Origin of the sequence: Flavobacterium pectinovorum (genome assembly GCF_022802975.1) — a bacterium.
GTDB classification, from domain to species: domain Bacteria; phylum Bacteroidota; class Bacteroidia; order Flavobacteriales; family Flavobacteriaceae; genus Flavobacterium; species Flavobacterium pectinovorum_B.
On sequence record NZ_JAFEVZ010000001.1, the window covers coordinates 242,625 to 268,920 of the forward strand.

19 protein-coding genes are annotated in these 26,296 nt (G+C 33.4%); 10 read left to right on the plus strand and 9 right to left on the minus strand.

The genetic code is table 11. From position 1 onward, the window contains the following. Nucleotides 1–557: 557 nt before the first annotated feature. Genes FLV_RS01015 through FLV_RS01045 form a run of 7 tightly spaced genes read right to left on the minus strand, consistent with a single transcriptional unit; the run spans nt 558 to nt 15,771 of the window. Nucleotides 558–2,300, minus strand: a complete 1,743-nt coding sequence (locus FLV_RS01015; RefSeq protein ID WP_243230156.1) for a RagB/SusD family nutrient uptake outer membrane protein — start codon at nt 2,298–2,300, stop codon at nt 558–560. A 29-nt stretch (nt 2,301–2,329) separates the two neighbouring features. Beyond that, entirely contained in the window at nt 2,330–5,512 is a 3,183-nt protein-coding gene (locus FLV_RS01020) for a SusC/RagA family TonB-linked outer membrane protein (protein WP_243230158.1), read from the minus strand. 20 nt (nt 5,513–5,532) lie between these two features. Further along, nucleotides 5,533–7,005 (minus strand): fasciclin domain-containing protein, encoded by a 1,473-nt coding sequence (locus tag FLV_RS01025; RefSeq protein WP_243230160.1) that lies wholly within the window; start codon nt 7,003–7,005, stop codon nt 5,533–5,535. Between the two features lie 48 nt (nt 7,006–7,053). Then, nucleotides 7,054–8,745: a fasciclin domain-containing protein gene (locus tag FLV_RS01030; protein WP_243230161.1), complete on the minus strand. Its 1,692-nt coding sequence runs from the start codon at nt 8,743–8,745 to the stop codon at nt 7,054–7,056. Nucleotides 8,746–8,758: 13 nt separating this feature from the next. After that, nucleotides 8,759–10,258: a RagB/SusD family nutrient uptake outer membrane protein gene (locus FLV_RS01035; protein ID WP_243230162.1), complete on the minus strand. Its 1,500-nt coding sequence runs from the start codon at nt 10,256–10,258 to the stop codon at nt 8,759–8,761. Nucleotides 10,259–10,274: 16 nt separating this feature from the next. Beyond that, a complete protein-coding gene (locus tag FLV_RS01040) occupies nt 10,275–13,562 on the minus strand; it encodes a SusC/RagA family TonB-linked outer membrane protein (RefSeq protein ID WP_243230163.1) in 3,288 nt (1,095 codons plus the stop codon). A gap of 1 nt (nt 13,563) precedes the next feature. Next, a complete protein-coding gene (locus FLV_RS01045; protein ID WP_243230164.1) occupies nt 13,564–15,771 on the minus strand; it encodes a fasciclin domain-containing protein in 2,208 nt (735 codons plus the stop codon). A 486-nt stretch (nt 15,772–16,257) separates the two neighbouring features. Between FLV_RS01045 and FLV_RS01050 the strand changes: the two genes are divergently transcribed. The 8 genes from FLV_RS01050 (at nt 16,258) to FLV_RS01085 (ending at nt 22,178) form a co-directional block, all read left to right on the plus strand. Further along, complete coding sequence (locus tag FLV_RS01050; protein ID WP_243230165.1) at nt 16,258–17,013, plus strand: LuxR C-terminal-related transcriptional regulator; 756 nt, start codon at nt 16,258–16,260, stop codon at nt 17,011–17,013. A gap of 98 nt (nt 17,014–17,111) precedes the next feature. Next, nucleotides 17,112–18,293, plus strand: coding sequence for a hypothetical protein (locus FLV_RS01055; RefSeq protein ID WP_243230166.1), 1,182 nt, complete (start codon nt 17,112–17,114; stop codon nt 18,291–18,293). A 17-nt stretch (nt 18,294–18,310) separates the two neighbouring features. Next, nucleotides 18,311–19,216, plus strand: coding sequence for a WG repeat-containing protein (locus FLV_RS01060; protein WP_243230168.1), 906 nt, complete (start codon nt 18,311–18,313; stop codon nt 19,214–19,216). Nucleotides 19,217–19,556: 340 nt separating this feature from the next. Continuing rightward, on the plus strand, nt 19,557–19,973 hold the full coding sequence (locus FLV_RS01065; RefSeq protein WP_243230170.1) for a hypothetical protein: 417 nt from the start codon (nt 19,557–19,559) through the stop codon (nt 19,971–19,973). A 39-nt stretch (nt 19,974–20,012) separates the two neighbouring features. Beyond that, nucleotides 20,013–20,537 carry a hypothetical protein gene (locus FLV_RS01070; protein ID WP_243230172.1) on the plus strand — a complete coding sequence of 175 codons (525 nt, stop codon included), beginning with the start codon at nt 20,013–20,015 and terminating at the stop codon, nt 20,535–20,537. Nucleotides 20,538–20,973: 436 nt separating this feature from the next. After that, nucleotides 20,974–21,243 (plus strand): hypothetical protein, encoded by a 270-nt coding sequence (locus FLV_RS01075; RefSeq protein ID WP_243230173.1) that lies wholly within the window; start codon nt 20,974–20,976, stop codon nt 21,241–21,243. Between the two features lie 24 nt (nt 21,244–21,267). Further along, the gene (locus tag FLV_RS01080) at nt 21,268–21,762 is read left to right on the plus strand and encodes a hypothetical protein (RefSeq protein WP_243230174.1); all 495 of its coding nucleotides are present in this window, start codon (nt 21,268–21,270) and stop codon (nt 21,760–21,762) included. Between the two features lie 167 nt (nt 21,763–21,929). Continuing rightward, nucleotides 21,930–22,178, plus strand: a complete 249-nt coding sequence (locus FLV_RS01085) for a hypothetical protein (protein WP_243230175.1) — start codon at nt 21,930–21,932, stop codon at nt 22,176–22,178. A 444-nt stretch (nt 22,179–22,622) separates the two neighbouring features. On the opposite strand, the gene FLV_RS01090 is transcribed toward FLV_RS01085, so the two are convergent. Next, the gene (locus tag FLV_RS01090; protein ID WP_243230176.1) at nt 22,623–24,125 is read right to left on the minus strand and encodes a S41 family peptidase; all 1,503 of its coding nucleotides are present in this window, start codon (nt 24,123–24,125) and stop codon (nt 22,623–22,625) included. A gap of 52 nt (nt 24,126–24,177) precedes the next feature. On the opposite strand from FLV_RS01090, the gene FLV_RS01095 reads away from it, so the two are divergent. Beyond that, complete coding sequence (locus tag FLV_RS01095; protein WP_243230177.1) at nt 24,178–24,558, plus strand: hypothetical protein; 381 nt, start codon at nt 24,178–24,180, stop codon at nt 24,556–24,558. 479 nt (nt 24,559–25,037) lie between these two features. Continuing rightward, entirely contained in the window at nt 25,038–25,574 is a 537-nt protein-coding gene (locus FLV_RS01100) for a GNAT family N-acetyltransferase (protein ID WP_243230178.1), read from the plus strand. 156 nt (nt 25,575–25,730) lie between these two features. On the opposite strand, the gene FLV_RS01105 is transcribed toward FLV_RS01100, so the two are convergent. Beyond that, a complete protein-coding gene (locus FLV_RS01105) occupies nt 25,731–26,270 on the minus strand; it encodes a DUF3575 domain-containing protein (RefSeq protein ID WP_243230179.1) in 540 nt (179 codons plus the stop codon). Nucleotides 26,271–26,296 lie beyond the last annotated feature (26 nt).

The window sequence follows — 26,296 nt, forward strand, 5'->3', positions numbered from 1 at the left end:
AGGAATATTAAGCAACATCATTAATTTGTAAATAATTTTGTATTGGATTAATCGAACTCAGGGTAGTAAAAATAAGCTGTAGATATTTTTTGGATAAAAAAACAGTTGGTGAAATTAAAAATGAGTGTCAGGCTGAGTCCGTTCGGCTTTGCTCAGGATAAATTTAGTCGAAGCCCTTTTGTATTCAAAAGCCTTCGACTCCGCTCAGGATGACATCAATTCCTTAAGTTATAAATGATGTTTCACTCTCAATTTTTATACTTTTTATAATCAAATCAATCTTTTTAATCAATTTCACCCAACGGGTTAAAAAAATGATTTTTTAGGGAATTTGCTTTAGAATTTTAAACATAATTCTCTAAGATTAACTCTCTTTTGAAAACAGATGCCCTAGCCCAGACAGGAACGGCATCCTTTGCCTGCTTTCTTTAAGCAGGCAAAGATATAGTGGATGGCTGGAGTAGCTCCTGAAAATAAAAAAGACCTTAGTAGAATTTGTTTACTACTAGGGTCTTTTTGCTTGTAATAGTTTGAAACTATTTATTTAGTTTATAATGCTATTTCCATGTAAAAGGCAAATACCAATTGTTAACATTCATTAGTTTAGAACGTACTTCGTCTGCTTTTCCGTTTCCGTCTTTGCTTAATTTTTCATAGACTTTATCAGCTAAAAAGGCAGGGTCGTTTCGGCGTAAAGAAACACGTACCAGATCTTCCCAGCGGTTTCCTTCATAAGCTAATTCTAATGCAGCTTCATTAATAATATTGTTTTCAATAGAAGTTAAACTGTCTCCAACAACTGCAGCTCTTTGAAGTCTGGCACGGCCACGAATACCGGCTCCACGGTGCCAGATTGCTCTGAATGTTGGAAAATCACCCATACGTGCATCAAAATCATACGGGAAAGGCAGTTTGGTTTGCTCAATATTTGTAGCATCTCCTGTTGCCTCATTATAACCCGCAGGCATATAGGCATTTTTTATTCCGAAATTTAAAATGGCATCAGCAACTCTATGTTTATGATCTCTGTTGGCTGCTTCTGCATAACGCAAATGTAATTTGGCTGCACGGTATAAAAACCAGTCACCATCTGTTTTAAAAGCATTGCCAGCATTTTCATATTTATAAATGTATTTCATAATTACATTTTCTCCACCTACCACTTTATAAGTAAATTTTTGTCCACGTGCATCATAAGGAAAACCATTACTTTGCGTATTACTCTGCCAAAGATCAATGGCGCGTTGAGATGGTTTAGCTAAATATTTTCCGCCTGTTTTTGAAAAAATTTCTATAAATGGGTTTTTAGGTGCAAAATCACTGTCGAAAGGCAATGACCAAATCCATTCGGTGTTCCATAATACATCTCTGTCTCTTCCAAAAATGGATCTCCATCCCTGAGTGTTATTATCTACCAATGTTGTAGCATCCTGTTCATAATATCTTAAATAACCAACTGCTAAATCATTATTTGTAACAACTTCAGCAAATTTTACTCTGTACATGTCAACATCGTTTCTTGGAGTACCAGTTTCCATTACATTTTTATAATGCATCGCTGCTTCCAGATAGTTTCCTTTCCAAAGTTGTAAATCACCCAATAAGCATTCTTTATTGATAAAAAACTTCTCGGTATTATAGCCGTCTACTGTTACTAATAAACTGCTGCCTGATTCGTATATTTTTTTATACTTTAATCCTTCTGTAAACTTTACCAGTTCATCAATAAGTTCATTAAAAGAAAGTCTTGGAAACTTACTAATATTTTTAACGTCTTCTACGTTTGCGATAGGTTCTGTAATGTAAGGTACGGTTCCGTATTGAATTCCTAATTGTAAATAAATCCAGGAACGGATACAGGCAACATCTGCATAGCGCTGTTCGTATTGCGATTGGGTAAATTTCTTTTCGGCAACCATAATATCGAAATTTTTCAGGGCATCGTTACAGTTTTGAATAACCAGATAGAAATCTTTTGGATTTACGTATGGATTTTCGGCAGAAACATTTTGTTCTGAAAGTTCTTTTAGATAGGGATCAGAATTGTTTGTTGTTGTCATCAAATCTGCACGCATTTCATTAAGGATAACATATTTCTTAGCGAGTCCCATAAATTTGCCATAAATCCCTATGACTGCTGCATCGGCGTCATATACGTTACGATACATTTGCTCTTCGGCAACTTTGTCCTGAGGTTCTACATCCAGGTATTGCTCACAAGAGTTTAGGCTAAGTAATAGTACTGACATCCATAACAAGGCTTTGGCAGATTTTTTTGTTTTTGTTCTTATTGTTGTCATTGGTCTGTTCTCTATATTGTAAAATAATTTTAAAATCCTAAGCGTAATCCAAGTTGATAGTTTGTAAACTGAGGAGTCAGACCTACATCTGCACCCTGACCAAATATAGATGAAGTAGCACTGAATTCAGGATCGTATCCAAGATATTTGGTAAAAGTTACCAAATTGTTGGCAGTAGCATACAGTTGAATGTATTTGATGTATTTACTATCATTCATTGGAAGATTGTATCCCAGTACCAAGGTTTTCAATCTTAAGTAAGAACCGTCTTCAATCCATCTGTCTGAGAATTCTGCATTACCCATCGGATCTCCCCAGGTTGCTTTTGGCATATTGGTTTGTTGTCCTTCGGCTCTCCATCGGTTTGCGACTGCAATACTTTGATTTTCGTATCCGCTCATTTTTTCAAGATTGTAGCGAACACCATTATAAAGATCATTACCTACAGAGAAATTAAACAAGGCTTGCAGGCTAAATCGTTTGTACGTAAAATTAGTACTAAAGCTTCCTATTACATCCGGATTTGGGTTGCCAATAACCATACGGTCTTTATCATCAATAACTTTATCTCCGTTAGTGTCTGTAAAACGCATGTCTCCACCGCTAAAAGGAACTAAGTTTCCATTTGTTAAACGTCTTGATAATCCTTCAGCATTGGCTTCAGCTGTTGTGCTGTACACTCCATTACTATTTAACCCGTAAAATAAGTTGGCATCCTGACCTATTGAAGTTATATAAGTTGCACCTCCAAATTGTGTAAGAATATCACCGCTTGGTAAACCGTGCACTTTATTTTTATAATGACTAACATTAAATCCAAAGTCGAAAATAAAATCCGGAGTATTAATAACACGTGCATTCAAAGAAAGTTCTGCTCCAACTGTGCGCATTGCGCCACCGTTAGAAACTACGTAATCAAACCCGCTTTCGGCAGTGATTGTTTCATACGTAATCATGTTGGATGTTTTATTTCTAAAGTAATCAACAGATAGATTGATTCTTTCTTTAAACATACTTAAATCTATTCCCAAATTCTTTTTTGTAACCGTTTCCCATTGCAAATCAGGATTTCCAATATTGCCTCGAACCAAACCTTGCATTCCAAGTAAATTTTGAGAAACATAATAAGTTTGTGCAGTATAATTACCAATATCATCGTTTCCGCTGGTACCAATACCAACTCTAAGCTTAAGATAATCGATAGCTTTTATATCCTTCATAAAGTTTTCAGAAGAAAGCATCCAGCCACCAGAAATTGAAGACATCAATGCATATTTACTTTTTCCTGTTGAGGCATCATCTCCAAAACGGCTTGAACCATCTACAGCATAACTTGCCGTTAAGAAATATTTATTACGGAAATTATAGTTTCCATTAGCATAGATATTCAGCCAATGTGATTCGCCTAATGCTCCTCCAACCTGACGCAATAAATTAGAACCTGCACCTACACTTGTAAAATCATCAGTTGAAGAATTGTATCCTAAACCTAAATCACTTTCTGTTTTACTGGTTTGAGCCCTGAATCCGAAACGAACATCTACATTGTGGTCGTTAGAAAAGTTTTTAAGGTAACTGGCAAAAGTATCGGTATACAGGCCATTGTAAATCTGAACTTCACTTCCTGATTGGTTTTTACCAATAGCAGTAGGTAAAATAAGGTCAGCAACTCCGTAATCCGGAAGGAAAAAAGTCTCTCTTTCTTTATTATAATTCAAACCTGCAATTGATGTAATGTTCCAGGCTTTGCTTAAAGCGTAATTGAATTTTAGGTTACCAAAAAAGCGGTAGTTGTTATTTTTAGCAAATCCATTGGCCAAAATAGCATTTGGGTTACTTACATTAAAATAGTCTGTATCAGCAAAGTTAGGCGAAACTTCTCCGGCGTCACTAACATCGTAATATGTTAAAAAAGGAGATTTTGTCAAGGCTAAATACAACGGACTTGTTTTATAGGCTAAACCTTGGTTCCATTGATTTTGCTGGTTATCAATAAAAGAAAGATTAGCATCTACACTTAGTTTTTCTGTAAGTCGCAGAGCAGCATTTAAGCGTACACTATAACGTTTTGAATTTGTGCCTTTAACAACTCCCTGGCTGTCTAAGTACCCAACAGACAAACCAAACTTTGCAATATCATCACCTCCGCGAACTTTAAGGAAGTAATTTTGATTATAACTGGATTTAAAAACCTGATCCTGCCAATTGGTTTGGTTATGATATTTGTAATATCCAACAGAGCCAACCTGATCATTCATGTAAGGCAAATCAGCAATTTGTTGTTGGGATAGTCCACGGCTTGATTCTAACTGAGTGATGTGCGTACGGTATGCATCAGCGCCAAGTAATGGTATTTCATCAGGAGTCTGATTAACTCCTCCATACATTGTGAAGTCAATTTTAGTTGATAACTCGCTCGCTCTGGTTGTTGTAATATTGATTACTCCATTAGCTCCTTTGGTTCCGTATAACGAAGTACCGTCTTTAATAATGGTTACATCTTCAATATCCTTAACATCAATATTTGTTAAAGGAGAAGAGCTGTTGTTTTGTATGATTCCGGAACCGTAATCTTCATCATCATAAATCATTCCGTCTACAACAATTAAAGGGCGGTTGCTTGCATATAATGAGTTGAAACCTCTTAAAGTTAAATAGCTTCCTGCATTTGGTGCACCCGAATTTCTGATACTGTTTAATCCGGTTGTTCTGCCCTGAAGAAACCCTGCTACAGATTCTGTTACAGAACTTGACCACTGATCTTTTTTGAAGTTAACCACATTGGCAGCATTTGTATTATTATACTGCATGATATCTCCGGATGGTAAATTTGCTATTTGATAGGTAGTAGAGTAGTTGGCCTCATTTAAGAATATCTCTAAACCTGATTTTCTGTTTTTGATGGCGTACACTTTGGTTTGAAAATCCTGTGCACTAATAGTTAGTATTGCGCCTAAATTTGGCACCTGAATTTCAAAACTACCGTCATCCTTTGTAATGGCTGCCGAAAATCCTTCGACAGCAATGTTGATTCCTGATAAGCCTATATTTGTTTTTGCACTTTTAACAACACCTTGTACTAAAATTCCCTGTACTTTTTTCTGAGGAGCTGTTGCGGTTGAATCCTGAGCTTCCTGAGCATATAATTGAGATTCAAGGCTACCAGCAAAAAAGAGGCTTACAAGGCAGGTTAGTTTTATAATTTTTAACATAATTAACTTTTTATAAAATATTAATTTTTAGGGACAGGAACGAATTTTAAATAATCAAGACTAAGAGTGTTAACGAAATCTGCCGTTGAATTGGCAGCTTGCAGTAATATAAAATTTAAATCACGAGCCTGATCTAATGTAAACTCACCTATATAGATTTCTTTGTATTCATTAAGTGGTACGTCGATATATCCAAATGATTTAATTAGATCAGCACCAGTTGTTATATCACCTTTTTTTTCAGATTTTCCATAAAGCGACAAACTTTGTTTAAAAGCAACAGCCTGCATATCGTTTATAGCACGCCAATATACGTGGTATTTTGTGCTGTATAAATCTTTAGTTGCATAAGATAAAGTAAACAAAGCAACACCAGGTTTTTGTACCATAATATCTTTGTATAAAAAACCTCCTATAGGGTCTTTTTTATCACGATAAAGTATCCTGTTACGAAGCCCATTATAAAAACCGGTATTATCCTGCCCTTCGATCATTGTAGGAACCAAACGTTTGGCAATATCAACATTTGCTTTTTTCATGATGTAAACAATTCCGTTGCTCAATACAATTGGCTCGCCAACAATTTGTGTTTTATCTACATCAACTTCAACACCAAATCGTGATATTAATTTAGCAGGCAGTTCCTCTTTTGTATAAGCTTTTGGAAAAGCCAGGTCTCGTACTGTAAAATATTTAGAATAAATAGCAGTTGAATCAATTGCAGGATCATTTGATGGCTTAATCAAATAGGGTTTCATTTTGGTTACTTCGGCATCGTAACCTTCATCTTCCATTAAGAAAAGCGTATAAGAATTTTTCTCGTTGTTAAGATTGTAAACATTTTTTAAATACGAATTTGATAATGAATCTGCAAGAAATCCAGGAGTAGCAGTAAGTTTTGCATCAGCATCACTTTTGTAAATACTAAAAGCGGTCAGACTTGTTAAATAATTACTCATTGCCGAAGTACTGGCGTTTGCCTTAACATATTCCCAAATATTTAGTTTTGGGGCAAGTGCTTTATTAATAATATGATAGACGCCATTGGCTGCATAGTGATCTGCAGTAACTATAGTTGCATCGCCAATTATTGTAGCACCCTTGAATGTTAGATATTTATCACTCAGCATTTTGATTCTGTCTTCTTCTGTATTTCTTACAGATGAAAAAGAGGTTAATGCAATATGGTTTTCAACAAATTTCTTTAGCGCTTCAGGGTCATTTAATATTGTTGTGCTTACAGCCTTCAGGGCCTCGTTTGTTGGTACAAAAACAGTATAGGTTTTAGAAGCAGCTAATATTTTATCATACCCGGTTTGGGTTAATAATTTACCAAATTCAGCGGTTTCTGATGTAGTACTGATTGCTTCATTTAGTGTTTGATTTAAATTTGTATCACCATTATTCTCTTTATCATCCCACGGACTGGAGCAAGAAGCCAGTCCTATGGTGAGAAGGATAAAAAGTAGTTTTTTATATTTTAATAAAGTCATTTTTACTTAATTAAGGTTTTGAAATTAGATTTTGGTTTAACTCTTGAATTATGGCAATGGTGCAAAACCGTCTCCACCAGAATCAAATTTTGGATACAACTGATCCATGTCTACAGGACGGAACTCTGCTACATCCAACCAGGTTTGGCCTGTAAATGCCGATTGAGATTGTAATGTTAAGGTATGTCTTCCGGTAACTGTTACATCAATTGTACCTACTAATCTACAATTCATTTTACTGCTTGTTGGCTGAACATGGCGTTTGTAGCCTTGAGACTCTAATACTCTTTCAGGGATACTAGAAGTGTTTACAAATTCTAAAAAGTTAATTTGTCGGGGTAATTCTACACCATCAAAAAATACTTTTACAAGCCCAACTTTTGTAGTTTGTGCTCTGTAAGAAATCCATACTTTGTATTTTCCTTTAATAATTACAGGAGTTTTAAAGGCTATGTTTTGAACGCGTCCATCGCGAAATTGAAGAAGTTCCAGACAATCACCATGCCATCCAAAACCTACTGTACCACCTCTGGCCGCATCTTTGAAATAAGTAATAGGATCATTTCCATCCCAGGTAACATCTTTAAATAAAGATTTGGCTAAGGATGTTTTAGGGGCTGCTCCTGGTATTCTGAAAACAGAAGTTAACTGTCTAAATTCATTTTGATCACAAAAATCAAAATAAACAGGAGCCGGTAAACGTTTTTTGATGGCAAAATTAGCCTCTGCAAAATGTAATACTCCGTTTGAAGCTGTTAAGTCACTTTTTTCTCTAACAATAGCTACACCTTTTTCTAATACGCCATTAAAAACCTCTTCATTTAACAAAATGACATCCTTATCAAGTTTTGCACTAATAACTTCAAGAGGAGCTTTAGTAACCAGAGCCGGTGATATTGCGATGTCTGCTAAATATTGTAATTTTGGTAAAATACGGTAGCTCACAAATAAATTCAAGCTGTCTTTTGGATTTAAAGGCTCATGCAAATGACTGTATTTTGCTTTTAATTCTTCAATATTATTAATACCTGCTGCTTTAAAAGCATCATTATTTTGAGCTAAAACAGTAAGGTAACTTTCGATGTCATTTGTAGTATAATCAATAGGTTTATTAAGTACATCGTACCACCCTGTAATTTTTAAAGCTTCAGTAAACAAAGAAAGGCTTGTGTCCTGCTCAATAGTCTGGGCTAACGTTTTATCTGCAACACGCAGTACTTTATCAATAACATGAATTACTCCATTTCCTACTTCAACATTAGATTTAAGTATGCTGGCTGTTTTATTAACAGTTGTACTTGATTCTCCGTTTTTATTTGTAGCTCCGGTTACTAAAAACTGGCCATATAAACTTGGAGTAGCTATTTTTCCATCGGTAAAAGCAGTGGTATTTATTTTTTGGTTTAAGATGTGAAGTTTAACAATATTCTGTAAATCTGCCACCGGAACATCTTTTAATGAAGCAGCGCCTACATCTTTTAAATACTCTTTCATCGCATCATTAGTAGGAAGAAATAAAGTATAAGTTCCATAGGTATTCATGAATGGAGCATAATTGGTAATTTCCAGAAGCTCTGAAAACATAGAATATTCTTCCGTATCTCTTAAATAATCGGTAATGTTAAGAGTTTCGTCTGTACTTTCCTTAATTTTTTGCTCAGTGCAATTTTGAAACACTAAAGCGATCAAAAACACTAAAGTAAATCTCAAGAGGCTAGGTAATCTTAATAGTCTTTTCATGTCTTAATTTTTTTTATTTATAAAATGGATTTTGTACAAGTGCTTTATTGGTATAAAGTTCGTAAGTATTAATAGGCAAATAATGGCTATTTGAGTCTTTTAATTTTGCGATAATGGATTGCTGTTGATCGGCAGGAGCACTTAAAATAGCGCCATCAATTAAAATATCCAGTCGTGCATAATTGTTTCTTCTGGCATTACGAAGCATATCGAACCAGCGTTTGCCTTCAAAAGCTAATTCACGCGAACGTTCTGCTAATATATAGTCTATAACTTCTTTTTTGTTATCGGTAGCAATCGTCTCAGCAGTCATGTCGATTGCTTCACGTTTTAATCGAACTTCTTCTATAATTGTAAGAGCTTCTGATCCTCTGTTTAATTCAGCAAGTGCCTCAGCCTGCATTAGTAATACATCGGCATAGCGATATACAAACCAATGGGTGTCTGCGCCCTGTAATTCTTTTCTGGTATCGTTATTTTCGCCTGTAAATTTGTAAATTTCATTGGTTCCGGCTACCAGAGAAGTACGATCACCTCTAATATCTTTATTAGCCGGATTTGTAAAGTCAACTCCGAAAACATCCTCTAAAACAGTAGCTGAAGCCAAAAACTGATGTCTTTGAAAGAATATATTGTAAAATGGCCCTAAATTTGTTTTAGAGTATTGAAATTCAAAAATACTTTCAATTGAATTTCCTTTGGCATAAACAGTATTAAACCAGGTATTGTTGGAAACTTTGATTAAATCAAATTTTCCTGATTTAATTACTTTGTCAGCTGCATCAAAAGCTTCCTGAAAGTTGTCGTTCCATAGGTAAACATCTGTTAGCATTGCATTAATAGCATAAACTGTGATACGTCCTTTATTAGAGTCATTATTACCATAATCCTGTACAGCATATCCTTCAGCTAACTTAAGATCTTTGATTACCTGCGCAAATACATCTTTTTGAGGAGAAACAGGCAATTGAAAATTATCTTCATCGGTAAGCGTGGCTGTTAATTTTAAGGGTACATCTTTAAAAGTACGAGCCAATGTAAAATACAGGTATGCTCTTATTGCCAAAGCTTCTGAAAGAAAATGATTGAGTTGAACCTGAGTTAAAGTAGGATCTTTTTCTCTAACCGCAGGGGCAAGATCAATGATTGTATTACAATAGTTGATGGTTCTGTAAAATATAGCCCAATTGGTCAAATCATTCGAAGCCATAATATTGGAGTTCATAATATCTCTTTGATCCTCGGTAGCATTTAAACCAGGAGCAATCATATCGCCTCTTAATTCTCCGTGCATGAATAGATATTGAGACATTGGGAAATCACTTACTCCCGGGGGCGAATTTAACAAAGAAGAATACATACCGATAACAGCAGCCTGAATGTCTTCTTTAGTTTTCCAAAATTCTTCTCGGATAATTCCGTCCTGCGGACGTAAATCTAAGTAATCATCGCAGGAAGTTGCAGCGATAAATAGAGTGAAGATGGCAAGAATTGTTTTTATTTTAGTTTGCATAATTCAAATTTTATTATTAGAAACGAACTGAAGCTCCTATAGTAACACGTTTTGTTGGGGGAGTACTTGAATTATCGGTTGCGATAGCAAAAGGATCTCCGGATTTCATACTTACCTCAGGGTCCTGACCTCTATAATTAGTAAAAGTGATCAAGTTATCAGCAGTTATGTAACAGCTTAAGTCTCCCAGTTTTAATTTTTTGATTAAATTTTTGCTAAAGTTATAACTGAAAGTAACCGAACGAAGACGGGCAAAAGAAGCATCTTCAACATAACGGTCAGAACCTAACCAGTTGTATCCGGATTGATAAACAGCTCTGGGCATATCTGTTACATCTCCAGGATTACGCCATCTGGATAAAACAGCCGTACTTTGATTACTGTAACCGTACATATTTGTGGCTTTCATATCGGCACCATTTACTACCTCATAACCCACTCTGTAGGTAAAATAAAGTAATAGCCTAAATTGATTGTTAAAGCTTATTGTTGGGCCAAAACCACCTGTAAATTTAGGATTACTGTTTCCTAAATAAACCACATCACGGCTATCGATATTTCCATCATGATTCACATCTTCATAAATAGCATCTCCGGGCTGGAATACATAATTTGTAATTGGATAATTGAAACGCATAAATACTTCTTGTCCATTAGGCCCTACAATTGTGTTTCCATTGGCATCTTTAGCTTTAGTGGCCTCAAGATCTGTATAAACTCCTTTAAAACGGTATCCATAAAATGAACCAAAAGGATTATTAACCTGAAGGAAACGTTTGTATTCTCCATTTTTGTCGGTATTTCCACTTTCACTTGGATAATATTCAGAAATTTTCGTAACAGTGTTTTCATTGCTTGAAATATTGAAATTGAAATCAATTTTCCATTTGTTAGACTTGAGAGGGGTAGTGTTAAGTGCTATTTCGATTCCTCTGTTTTGCAGTGTTCCCACGTTTTGATCTACACTATTGTAACCAGAAATACTACTTAATTGAAGATTGTCAAAAATCAAGTCTTCAGTGACGTTTTTATACAAATCAACATCTAATGTAACACGGCTTTTAAACAGCTGTAAGTTGAAACCTAAGTTTGTACCTTTTAACGTCTCCCAACGCAAATTACTCAATTCAATATTAGAAGGAATAACTCCATTTAGTCCTAAATACTGAGTACTAAAGTTTGAGTACGTATTGAAATAATTATAGTCCCCTTTTGGAGCTCTACCGGATTGTCCATAACTGGCTCTAATACTCAAGTCATCAATAAAAGTAACATTTTTCATAAACGGTTCTCCTGAAACTCTCCAACGACCAGATACTGAAGGGAAATAGCCATATCTGTTTTTTGGACCAAATTTAGAATTTCCGTCTGCACGTATCCCTACATTAAGGATATAACGATCCAGTAAACCATATTGGGTGCTTATCAATGCACCAACACTTCTGGCTTGGCCATTATTGGTGTATAAGAATAAATCTGAATTCTGAGTTCTTGAAGGAACTGAAGGATCTGTTAATACTGGTGATGCTGTATTGGATGTCATTGCGCGATGAGTGGTGTACATAAAATCATTGGTTTGCAATGATAGTAACGTTTGTAAAGTTTGTTTCTCTCCAATATTTGGCGTAAAAATAAAGTTTGTTTTGGTTACAATATTAGACTCATCACTATCAACATCCGTAGCTCTGTTTACAGTGGTTTCGGTAAAAGGACGTCCTGTAGCATTTTGTGGTAAAAATGATTTCGTTTTGGTGCTTTTATAGTCAAATTGTAAGTCAAAAGTCGAAATAAATATTTTAGGTATAATATCCACATTTACATTAAAATGGGGAGTTATACGATCCTGAATCTGATCATTAAAGGCAAATTCAGCCATTGCAACCGGATTATAAGTTCCGGAATAAGTACCCTGGATATTTTGGGCTGGTGAAAAATAATTTGGTGTAAGATTTCCCATTTCGTCATATTCATAAATACTCATATTTGGCATTTTAATGAAAGCAACACCACGCAGTTTGTCACCGTCCTTATCATCAAAACTGTTTACATAGTTACGAAGTGTTTTAGTATGAGTATAAGCGATATCGGTTCTGAATTTAATACGGTCAGAAACGATATAATCTAAGTTTAATCGGGCATTTACTCTGTCTAAACCTGTTCCTATAGTTACTCCTTTTTGTGTGTAATAACCAACAGAACTAAAATATCGGGCTTTTTCACCTCCTCCTTGTAAAGAAAGATTGTGCTCATGTGCTATACCTGTTTGCGAAATAGCATCTATCCAATTTGTGTTTTGTCCGTAATTATTAAAATTATAAACGTCCAGAGGATCATATTGAAATTCTTTAACAGCCCAGGTATTTAATGGCACTCCGTTTCTATTCATAAATTCTTCAGGAATCAACTGAGAATACTGATCCCCGGTTAACATCGGAATAGTAGAAGGCAATTTAGAAATCGTTGCTTTATACGTATAAGCAATTTTTGGTGAGCTTACTCCACCACGTTTAGTGGTAATTAATAAAACCCCACTGGCAGCACGTGATCCCCACATTGCAGTAGCAGCAGCATCTTTTAAAACGGTAATGCTTTCAATATCTGTAGGAGCAATATTTAATAAGGCAGAATAACTTTCAGAATCGGCTGTACCAAAGTTAAAATCATCCGGAACTGATGTTTCATACGGCATCCCGTCTACTACAATTAAAGGATCTGAAGATCCTGAAATAGAAGAAGTTCCTCTAATTCTGATTTGCATTCCTGCTCCGGGATCACCACTTGTAGAAGTAATATCAACACCGGCCAAACGTCCTTGCAGGGCCTCATCGATAGTAGGAGCTTGTGTATAAGCTAATTCTGCTGCATTTATAGTAACAGCACTTGTCGTTCTGTTTCTGTCATCAATTTTCATTAAACCATTGTCAGACTTTTTTGTACTTTTAACAACGACCTCTGTAAGTGACTCTACAGTAGAAACAAGTGCAATTTTAATGAATTCTCTACCTTTAATTTCAATGCGTTGTGATTTATATCCAATTGTAGAAATAAATAATTTGTTATTTGGATCTTTAACGCGTATAGCAAAATTTCCGTCAATATCTGTTATTGCACCAGAAACGGTACGATTTTCAGAATCTTGTTCGGCAATTGTTGCCCCTGGAATACTGAGTTTATCACTTGAGTCAATAACCTGACCACGAACTAAAAAGGTTTTATTTCCTTGTTGTGCCAGAGCTGGAAAAGCAGCCATTATAACTAAGGCAAAAGTAAAACTGTAAAATATATTTGTAATTTTGTGTCTCATTTTATTGCTGCGTATATGTAAGATAATTATCTACTAAATGAATCAAGGATCTGTCTGCCAGGTGTTTACTTTGAGAGGGGATGTAATGTGCCCAATTTAAAAATGAGTCCCTGAAAGATAAAGTACCGGGAGTACTCTGAACCAGCACATATATTTTTTCATCAAAGCTATCTTTTCTTAGTGTTTCAAATTCTCCTGTAGTAAATCCGTCATCTGAGGCTATTTTATTTACTAAAATGTGGGCACGAATAAAGTCTACAACCATATCCTTTTGATTTTGAGCAGTTGGGGCGATTAATTTCGGTAAAACCTCCTCATCTACTGCCTTCGCAACTGCAGCATTATTAGGAATTATAAAAGTGTAAGATGTCCCTAGCTCAACTCCCTGAATTTTACCTGTAACAGGATCATATAGACTAGAGTTTTTCAGATAGTTAAAAAAGGAAAGATACTCAGAATTGGGTGTTTCAGATAAACGTTTTATTTTTAATCCCTGCATTTCCTCACTAAATTGTAGTAAATTATCAACATAATAGGTTCTTCCATTTTGTTGATCTTCATGACCAATAATATTAACAGGAATACCTGATAATTCATTTCCGGCAGCATATAATTTATTGTTGTTCCATTTAATGTATTCACCCGGAAGATCCATATCTCCGGAACGAATAATTCCGGAACCAGACAAATCATTCAATTCACCGTTTGGAGTTAATACGATTCCATTGTATAAGATACGCAATAAACGGGCTCTGGCAACAGAACTTGCAACAGATGATCCCCCAACTGCGGGATTAATATAGGTCCATAATGAAAGGGTAGAATTATATCCAAATCCCATCTCCATAAGCTTGGCATCCGATGGCAAAAACAAGGTGTATCTTGTATTGATATTGCTAATCATTTCCTTTAACCCGGATCCGTCATTCATCAATCGGGTAGCCATAGTGAATTTTGGATCTAAATAAGCCGACGTATAAACGCTGTAAAATAAATTCGATTTTTGAACTTTGCTTGTACCATAAAAGAATCCGTTACTCAGGATTTTAGCTTCTTTAATATCACTATTAAAATTAAATCTTAAATTTTCATTTAGAGCATTGTTATAAGCTTGTCCTTTTGATGGCCAAACAGCATTTTGAACCATGTGAGCATTAATGAAATCTCTAAATATGTATTGTGGAAGCACATTAAGAGAAGGGTAGTTTTTAAGTAAAATCGTGTTGATAAAGTTTTCTAAAGCAGGATTTTCTGGTACTAACATAGTGTATAAGTCACTTTGTCCGTCATTATCAGCCTGTTTTAAGTAATTTTCGTTATTTGGCGAAAACGATAAAAGAGGGTCATAAAGTTTAATCTCAACATTTTCTGATTTACCTGTAAAATTGCGGTAAGCATTTGTTGCATCCTGACTAAAAACATATCTGGTAAGTCCATAATTTTCCAGTAATTCACGAAACTTACTGTATTGTGGTTTTTGCTCTAAATATTGATCCAGCGTAACTAACGGAAGATTAATCTTATTAACCTCATGAATGATTCCGTTTTCAGCAACAATGTCAGCTTCAGTAACTTTCGAATCAAAAACATTAAATCCTGTATATTCAGCATTTGGATAGAAGTATTTAAAGTCGGCAGAACTTAAACCCTTTGCTGTGAAATACTCATCTGTAAAATAAGTGATGTATTTGTTATTATTATCTCCAATAGCATAAAAACCGCCGTTACGGTTAGCGTTCACAAATATTTTAGGCTGTCCATTAATTGTTTTAGATATAAAACCATCATAATATGCTGTTCTTCTTCTAAAAGCATTGTCTATCACCCAGCCTGTTCCAGATTGGTAATCTGACATTTTTTCTTCTCTAAAAGCATTGTAAATAAGAGCGTATCGAACAATTTTTCCGGCAGTTTCAGCGTCGATTTTGTTTACATCTGTAATACCCTGCTCTTGAAAATATTTAGCAAAGGCCTCATCATTAGGAGCAAGCATGGTCCAATAACCGGCTTTACCTAAGATATCTTTGTATCCTGCTTTTTCTATTAAAACCAAAAGATTTTTAAAATTGCCGCGTGCTTCCAGTTGCTGGTAGATAGGTGGTTCTAAAGAGTCTGGTCGCCCATAGTAATCATCGTAGGCATCCTTGCTGCAGCTTGACAGAAGGACTAAAAATGAAAAGACAAGTAGTTGGTGAATTTTTTTCTTCATTCTTGGTTAATTTATATAATTGTAAAGGCTATTTTTTTAACTTTTTTTTAGTAAATACTGATACGTCAAACCTAATGGGTTCTGTTGCTAATTCTATCCTGCACTATCCTGTTTTTTTTTGTATATGTTTTTTTAAGTACAATTAAATAGTAATACTATAATCTATACGTTAATATTTTAAAAATCTGGAAAATATAGGCTTTGTAAGGGTTTGTGCCGTGATTTATATAATATTTAATGTTTAATGTATGATTAAAAGACAATATTTTTTTTTAGAAAAATCATGGAAAAGAATAGCGAAAACAGCACTTTTTTGACTAAAACAGCACTTTTTTAAAGAAAATTCTGAATTATTTTACACCCCGAATGATAGGGGAAGTGACTGTTTTATACCGGTTAGAGATAAGTAGTATTAGATATTGTATGAATGACAGTATTTTAACATTTTTTATGTTAAATTTGTTAGCAAAGTTTAATTGAATCAGAATGCTTCCGGAAATACAAAATCTGCATGATGTTTGGCTGAATAACAGAACTGTCGAAACAACATCTTCAAATCAAATATCTTTTGATGATCTTACTAATTCAATTATTAGTACAGGTCCATTTTCTTTTTACATTATTGATTTTTTTGATATGTCTCTTTCGCACATGAGTGCTTCTTTGTATGAAATGCATGGCTTTGATCCGGAGACTTTAACTTTTAATGATATTTTAGGAGCTATTCATCCTGATGACATCGATTTTGTAGTAAAAGCTGAGGCATTTCTTACCCGGTTTTTTTCTCAAAATATTGGACGTGAAAAATTACTGACCTATAAAATAAGTTACAGTCACAGAGCCCGGGTAGAAAATGGAGACTATGTGTTGTTTAATCATCAGGCATTGATGCTTACAATGGATGAAAGCGGAGGATACGGTAAATCATTAAACATTCACACCCGAATAGATCATTTAAGCAATTTTAATACCTACAAAATATCTCTTATTGGCTTAAATGGTGAACCCTCTTTTATGAATCTAAGTCTTGATGAAGCAAATAAAGCCAATAAAGAATTTTCTAAAAGAGAAATTGATATAATAAAACTAATAGGGAAGGGCTTGAGTAATACTGAAATTGCCGAAAAACTTTTCATTAGCCCTTTAACGGTTAAGAAACACCGAAATAATATATTAGCAAAATCAGATTCTAAAAATACAGCAGAGCTTATAAAAAATTGTATTCTTCAGGGGCTTATTTAATGTTTTTTATTAAAAATACTCATTTTGGAGTATTTTTTTTGCTTTATACATAACCTAATTTTGTATACGGAGAGGCTCAAACTTAAAAAAGACCATAAATGATTAAAAAGTTTATTTATTATTGTTTTTTAAGATGTTGTCTGCTTTTTGCTTGCTGTAATGCTTTTTCGCAGACAGCGATTTATAAATCAGATTTTGTATTTGATGATTTTAAATCGGAAAGACTTTCAGGTTTTATTATTATGGCAGAGGATGCTATTCTCTTCAATGCATCAAATCAAAAAGTTTATTCAATTGATAAAAAAGAGAGAAGAATAAATTGGGAAATAAAAGGCGTGAAACCAGAAGTGATTCCGTATTTGTATGGCAGCACTTTCTTTTATGGAGTTTATGAAAATGAAGTTTTAAGAACGGCACAATTTAATCTGAATACAGGCGAAAAAATTAAAGACTTTCCTTTTGAATCTATAACTGCCAAGCCTTATTTTATTAATGATACTATGTATGCCGCTGTTCATTTTGACGGAGGGCAGCTTATTGCCTATAATCTGGATGAAAATAAATTAAACTGGCAGCAAAATATTCGATTTGGAGCAGAAATCCAGCCTGTCTATTTAAAAGATAAAATGATTGCCAATGCCGAAGATGATAACTGGTTTGAAATAGATTATGATGGGAATTTTTCCAAGACAAAATCTAAAAAGCATACTTATCTTGACACCGTTCAGGTTTTTATAAAAAACTATAAATTTCTAACACATGATAGTAAAGAAATTACTTCCGATTTTTTGAAGAAAAACAAGCTGTCAAATTCGGATTTTCAAACTAAAACGAATGAAAACAACACTTTTGTATTAACAGAAAATCAACTTTTGATATTAGGCAATAACAAAAAGAAAGTGTTGCAGTTAGATCTTGAAAAAGAGTTTCCTACTGACGATTTTTATCAGGATGCTTACTGCGATATTTTAGCATTTGATTCAGAAAGTGTTTGGTTTAATTATCAAAATCATCTATTGCATTACGATTTTAGAAATAAGAAACTGTTACGAAAAGTTGATTTAACAAAATGGAATCCTTACCAGATCGTATTAGAAGGCAGAACGATTTGGCTAATATCTAAAACTGATGGACAGTTATATGGTTTGGATTTTGAACCAGATCAGCAAACTGCAGATAAGATACAAGCTATTGCCAATTATTACAAATGTACAGAACCGGATCTAAAAAAGATTGAAGCCATGAAAGCGGCACAGGAAAAATTAAAAAATAAGCAATAACCAAAAACAATGTAATCATGAAAAAACTAATTACGATTTGCTTTTTAATAGCAACAATATTTGTAGTAAATGCACAAGGTTTAGAAGTATTTACTAAAAGAGGTAAATTTGGTTTCAAAGATCAGAGAGGTAAAATAATTATTCCCCTAAAATATGATTCCTACGAACACACCCTTAATTATTCGGAAGACTACAAAAATGCGCTTATTGCTGTTAAACTTAATGATAAATGGGGTTTTATAGACAAGACAGGACAAGAAATTATCCCGCCAAAATATGATGATCAAACTAAAAATATTGGTTTTACGCAGCAATATAAAAATGGGCTTGTGGCTGTTCAACAAAATGGTAAATGGGGCTTTATTGATCAAACCGGAAAAGAAATTATCTCGCCAAAATATGATTCATTTTCCAGAGATTTTTCAGAAGGGATTATTTTAGTTAGCCTCAATGATAAGTATGGTTATGTCGATATGTCCGGAAAGGAAATTATATCGCCAAAATATGGTTACTCCAAAGACTTTTCAGAAGGGATTGCGGCGGTTAGACTGAATGGTAAATGGGGTTTTGTCGATCAGACAGGAAAAGAAATTATCCTGCCGATATACGATGAAACTAAGAGCTTTTCAGAAGGGCTTGTGGCTGTTCAACAAAATAATAAATGGGGATTTATCGATAAATCCGGAAAGCTAATTATCCCACTAAAGTATAATTCTGCAAGTTTATTCTCTGAAGGACTTGCCCGTATTAGTATTTATGGCACTTATGGTAATGATATTTGTGGTTTTATTGACAAAAAAGGAGTTGTAGTTATTCCGCCAAAATATAATATGGTTGATGATTTTAAGGATGGGAAAGCAAAAGTTTATGTTTATTTAGGGGATGCCTATTATATAGATAAAAACGGAAATGTAATTGAGTAATTTTTAGGTAATTAAATATTTAAATTTACAGGCAAAGAAACTGTACTCTGTTGTTAAACTTGTATTTATTGGAATGTTGTCAAAATGCAAGGATTATCAGTAATCTTAATTTTTAACCTGAGTTCGATTAATCCAATACAAAATGATTTGCAAATTAATGATGTTGATTAATATTCCTGCAAGATTTTTTTATCTTGTAGGTATTCGATCATTAGTATTGATAGGAGGTGAAAAAAACTTGTAGGATAAGCAATACCAAGGTGTCTCAGGTTTTTAACTTTTAAAAGAATAGTTTATAGTAATAATGCAACGATTTTTAAGATACATATTTATTATTTTTGTGACCATTGTTCAAGCGCAGTCAAAAGAAGTGCTTCAAAAACACATAGCAAATACTTTAAGCTATCAGCACATAAAATATAAAACAGCAGGAAAAGAATCTCAGAGAAGTATTTATCAAATTGAATTTAAGGACTGTACAATGAGTTATCCCATTTTTATAAAAAAGGGAAACAAGACGGAACGTTTTACAGTAAGAATCCTGCTTTCAGGAATACAAGATATTGTGATGACTAAAACCAAAGAAGGATTTTATGCCATTACTTTCACCACCGATAGAAAAAGTATTATCAAAGAATATCAGGAAGGTACTTTAATTCATGAAAAAAATCAGATTATTCCTTTAAAAAAGTATGACACTAAAGCTTTGGAGTATTTTAAAAAACTGAGAGACATTTGCATAAAAAAATCAACATGATGCATTACTATTTTTCAATTCGAAAAAAAACTAATTGATATGAAGCTCAAAGGTATAGAAAAACAATTTTGGTGGCATTTTGGGCAAATCAAAGATTCAAAAGATATCCCTACAGAAGTATCTGGGATATCAGGGGTTGATGATCCGGAATACAATGATGACTATTTTGCTATGCTTACTGATAAAGTAAGGATTATGAATTCTATATATCTCAAAGAAACTTATATAACTGATGAAGGTGTCAAGCATATTTCGAAATTGCAGGGACTAAAAGATCTTACGCTCATGAAACATCCCAAAATCACAAAAGCGAGTTTACCATATCTTAACAAACTTGTTGATTTGGAGTATCTGGATATTTGGGACACCGGAATTATATTGGAAGATTTGGTTGCATTAGATCAATTAAAAAGCCTTAAAGAATTGTATGTTTCTTCAGCTATAAAAGCTGATGACGGCTCATTTTCTGACTTAGATAATGAGCGTATTTTAGAACATTTAATCGTACTCGAGGATATTTTTCCAAACTGTACTTTTTTTGTAGATTTTAAAAAGTATTTATGAAACTAATCTTTTTATATTTATAGTTTCTGTTGTCCATTTAAAAACTTAAATGTTATGAAAAGAAAAACCAATAAATTACCCACAACAAAGTTATTCGTGTGAGTTTATAATAAACGGAAACAGGAAGGTTTTTAACAGTATTTATATCTATAATCCAGATTTTGGCACTTATGCTAAATTTATAAATAAAAACCCGTTGGGTGAAATTGATTAAAAAGATTGATTTGATTATAAAAAGTATAAAAATTGGGAGTGAAACACCATTTGTAACTTAAGGAATTGATGTCATCCTGAGCGGAGTCGAAGGCTTTTGAACACGAAAGGGCTTCGACTAAGTTTATCCTGAGTGAAGACGAATGGACTCAGCCTGAAACTCATTTTTTATTTCACCCAACGGGTTAAATAAAAAATAATTTAAAATACAGAATATAGAAATATGACACAACTCTTCAGTGAAGCTTTTGAAAACTACATCCTCAACCAAAGAGTAATTTCCTGGGGATTTCAGCATGAAACCAGAGTACTTTTGCCAAACGGTTATTATGCTTTTACATCGGGCTATTTTACCGAATATGAAAATGGCTACAGAATGATTGCAAGTGGTGCTACACTTCATAAAACAGATATTCAGGAAGCTATGATTCTGGATCCCGCAGGTATTCCTATTGCCAGGGATACTGAAGATTTAAAACCATTTGAATTTTAAAAAATAAATTAAACCTATCTCGTTATGCATCTAAAAGGAAAAGAAAAACACTTTTGGCGAAACCGTTTCAACATTGGCAGCCTGGCTGATATTCCTTTAGAAACGGAAGGTTTTAGAGGTATTGATGATGATACAGATGATGAATTTTTATTTTACATAACATCCAGAATTCCAGTTATTAATCAGTTCTATTTTAAATTCACTCTCATTACTGATGAAGGGGTAAAGTATATCAGTACTGTTCAAAAATTAAAGCAGCTTACTTTAAGAGATCATAAAAATATCACCAATAAATCGATTCCTTATTTTAATAAATTGGTTGATTTAGAATATTTAGATATTTTAAAAACAAAAATACAATTAGAAGATCTGCCGGGATTATCTAATCTTCAAAATTTAAAAGAGCTGCATGTTACTTCTGAAAATCCTGATAGAGAATATCTTTTAGACCATGTCATTACTATGAAAGAAATACTGCCAAATTGTATTTTATATATCAATTATGAAAGTTATGAATGAAAAAAATCTAATTCTTATTGGGCGTAGATGACGATTTTAATATTTTTTTAAATGTTATTAATGTGTTGATAAATAATATTTTATAGCTTGTTTTAATGATTGCTTTTAAGTGATTAATAGTTACATTTGAATTAATTAAACGGTTTATTAATTTAAAAATATTTACTATGGATAAAGCTATAAAACTAAAAGTTCGTAAAGAGTTAAATGGGCAGCAGCAGTTGAATATAATTAGATTAAAAGGAAGTTTAATCTCTAAAGGATACACAGAAATAATACATATTCTGGATCAGGATGATGAATTTCACATCAATTCATTTGAAACACCAAGTGAAGCAACTACTGAAGTTCAGGAATATATCACAGCATTTATCAATAAAGAAAACCTGAGTGATACGATAACACTGTACAAATGATTTTAACGTTTAGTGACTAAAATCCTAAACAATTTGATAAATCTGTCAAAAATTTTAGGATTATTCTAAGTGTTCTTAATGTAAATTTATCAACCAACTATAAGTCCTCGATGTTTGGGAATTTATAAAATAGAACCCGTTGGGTGAAATTAAAAATGAGTGTCAGGCTGAGTCCGTTCGGCTTTGCTCAGTATAAACTTAGGTGAAGCCCTTTCGTGTTCAAAAGCCTTCGACTCCGCTCAGGATGACATCAATTTCTTAAGTTATAAATGATGTTTCACTTCCAATTTTTATACTTTTTATAATCAAATCAATATTTTAATCAATTTCACCCAATGGGTTAAAATAGAACGAAGCTGCCTTTTCAGACAGCTTCGTTAGAAAGGAACTCTTTCAGAGAGCGGGTTTGATGATTTTAATTTCTAAATTTAATTTTGTTGCTGTTTATTGTTTTTTCAATCTTTTAAAATCCTCGATATACAAACCTTTGGCCGTATTTGTAGGGTTGAATGCAGCAAGATTTTCAATTCTTAAGGACAAAGGAGGATTGGTGGTTTTTGCTGTAGTCCGCATGGTTTGACCTGTAATTAATTCGAGAGCTTTCTTTAAAGAAGGATCTTTTACGTTTCCAAATTCAACCAGATTTAAGAAAGTACTGTAAGGATTTATTTCGTGATCAGGTTCAATTTTCGTTGGATTTGCGTCTTTATCTTTGTTATAATATGAAAAGGTAATAGGTTGCAATTGCCATTTGTGTTCAGTGCTTCGATTGGCATAGGAGATATAATTATGATCAGGAGAATCGTATAGTGTGTTAGATCCTACAAATTTACCTACAGTTTCTTCGCCTATTGTGATTACGTTAATGTATTTTTTTAGACATTGTATGGTGAGCTCGCTGGCAGAAGCGGTTTGAAAACTTACCAGCACATATATTTTTGTCAAAGCAAGGCTGTTTACACTTTCTTCTCTTTGAAAAGTGGGTTCGTTTTCAACCAGGTTAAAAATTCTTACTTTTTCAGAAAGGTTTTCATAGCCGTCTTCATTATTGTGCTTGTTATTGAAGTCTAAGTAAATATAAGGTTTATTGGTAAAACTTCCGTTAATCATTTGCGCCAAAGCAACTGCAGTTTCTAATGAACCGCCGCCATTGTATCTTAAATCTAAAACCAATTCGTTAATTCCATCCAATTGCATTTTAGCGAAAGCCGCATTGAGTTCGTCATTATAATCTGATTTAAAAGCATTAAAAACCAGATAACCAATGTTCTTTGCGCCATATACTTTCTTTTCGTAATAAGCAATCGGATTTTCGTCAATTTCGGCTTTTGTTACAGTTACAGTTCCTGCTTTGTCTGTGGTTACTAAACTACCGTTTCTAATATCCACGCTTGCTGCCAAAGTAATGGTGAATTGCGTGTTTTCTAGTTGGTCATAATTACTTGACGTAAGCTGGCTTCCATTTAGTTTTGTAATAACGTCGCCTCTTTTCAATCCTGCCAAAGCTGCTGGCGAACCAGGAACTACGTAATTAATCAAAGCTACCATATTTGTAAGAGATGCATCTTTAGGATAAATTCCATAGTCAAAACCACCTTTTTTTTCTACTTCTGCAATTCTTGAAACCTGCACAATCTCATTACTGTTTTCAATCCAGGAAAATTTATCAACAGTTCCTCTTTGATATAGAAGTGAATAAAAAAGTGCATCGGGAGTTTTTCCGTTAATAAAATTGTTATATGCTGTGGTAGAAGTGATTTTGCTGTCGGATAAATTGGCAACGTTGGGTTGCCAGTAGTACCAGGAATTCATTGCTTTCCAAACAAAGTTGTTAATTTTGTCTGGCTCGGTAGGTGTGATTTCATTAGTGTCAGAATCAGAATCTTTGCTGCAAGCTGTAAAAACCAATCCTACAAGTAATGTTTTAATAATATATTTTAATTTCATTGTTTTTTCAATCGTTTTTAAGTTAAATTTGTGGGTATAAAACGACAAAAGTATGAAAAATAGTATTCCAAAAGCCGTGTTTTTATTGTTTTCTTTCGGATTTTTTTTTCTTTTTTCCTGTTCAGCACAACTTTTAGACATTAAAAACCAAACGTATAAAAGTTATAACAGGAATAGTGAAAGAGGATATGTAGTTAGTTTTAAATTAAATGACGCTGCTGTTGTTCCTAAATCGGTTGTAATTAATGGTATTGTTCAGGATATAGCAACAGAAAACAAAATTGGAGATACTTATCAGGTAAATGTGATTGCAGAAACTACCATAATTCATAATTACAAGGTAAAATTAGATGAAAAAGAAAATGGAATTTATTTTGAGAAAAATTCCAATATATTTTTTCAACCTGTAAAATTTAAATTAATCACTGACTAATTGAAAAAGGTTAAATTACTTTTTTATAAATACAAGTAAATCCGCTGCTGTTAGCGCAATGTCATTAAGTTAAGGATTAAATGATAAAATGATTGCTGATTTTTGATTTCAGATTTGGTTTGGCTAAATATTTAGATTGTTGATTTTAAAAGGTTTTTTACATCTGAAATCAAAAATCGTTAATCCTCAATCTAAAATCTCTTAACTTAATGACATTGCCCTCACGCCAGACTGGGAGTTTCTTATGAAAAGTTACGCAAAGGTCTCTGATTTTTTGCATTTCTAATAATCTTTCAAATCAAATTTCAAATCCTTGTTAATAGTTTGTTTCGAAAAAAAAATATATTTGAAAGTAAATTATATGTGAAATTTATCACACATATCTACCCAAATTTGGATGCCTTTGTCAAGTATAATAAATAAGTTAGCAGTCAGTCCTTGACGTCTAAAACTGATAATTCCAAACAAACAAAAAAATCATGAAGAGACAATTTCCAACTATAAAAAACGAAAGGCTTTTACTGCGGCAATTTGTAGATAGTGATCTTGAAAATGTTTTCAAAGGACTTTCACATCCGGAAGTTATTAAATATTATGGGGTGAGTTTTCAAACATTGGAAGCAACTAAAGAACAAATGATTTTTTTTGCTGACCTTGAAAAAAACGATACAGGAATTTGGTTTGCGATTTGCTCGGCTGACAACAGAATATTCTACGGAGCGGGCGGATTAAATAATTTAAGTAAAGAACATAAAAAAGCAGAAATTGGGTTTTGGTTGCTTTCAAATTTTTGGGGCAATGGAATTATGAAAGAAGCAATGCCGTTAATTTGTAATTACGGATTTGAAAATTTAGGACTTAACAGAATTGAAGGATTTGTTGAGTCGGAAAATAAGAATTGTAAAAACGCATTGGCTAAACTTGACTTTCAATACGAAGGAACTATGAAAGACTGTGAAATTAAAAATGGCAAGTTTATAAGTCTTGATATTTATGCTAAAGTAAAAGATAACTAATAAAGCATGAGTAAGAAATTAAGTAAAAAGCTCCAGATTTCTCTGAAGCTTTACTTGGTATTGGGAAGCATTCAAATATCTAACCAGTTTATGAATGATTTTAATAAAGTTGTCGCAAGAATTTGACGTTTTTTTTAGATTGAATTATAAGTTTTATTAAAATCTATATCCAGCACTGAGTCCAAATTTTGCTACAATAGTGTGGTCTGTTTTATTTGCATTGATTAATATACCGCCATAACCAACATTTGCTTCAAAAAGAAATCCGCTTTTACTGACCCATTTCCAGCCTCCGCCGGCTCCGAGAGCAAAATTAATAACGTCGGGATTCTCGGTATATATGGAATGATCTTCTGAAGCGTATATTTTTTTGCCATCTGTTGAAGCCAGCATTCCAAATCCTTCAACAAACCAGCCTGATGCGTATTTTTTACCAAAATATCTTCTGTAATACGGAGATATTGAATAATTTAAATCCTTTTCATTTTTTGTATTGTCTAATACATAGTAAAAAGAGAGTCCCAAAGATGAATTATGATTTAAATGTCTTTCGTAACCAACCTCAAAAGATTGCCATAAAGGAGCAAGAGCATTTAACTTAATTTCATTATTTTTCTGATAAGGATCAGTTTCATTTTGTGCTTTAGCAGAATAAAAGATAAACAAAACAATAAGCAGTAAAAAGTTTTTTTTCATAAAAATTAATTTGAATTATTTAAGCC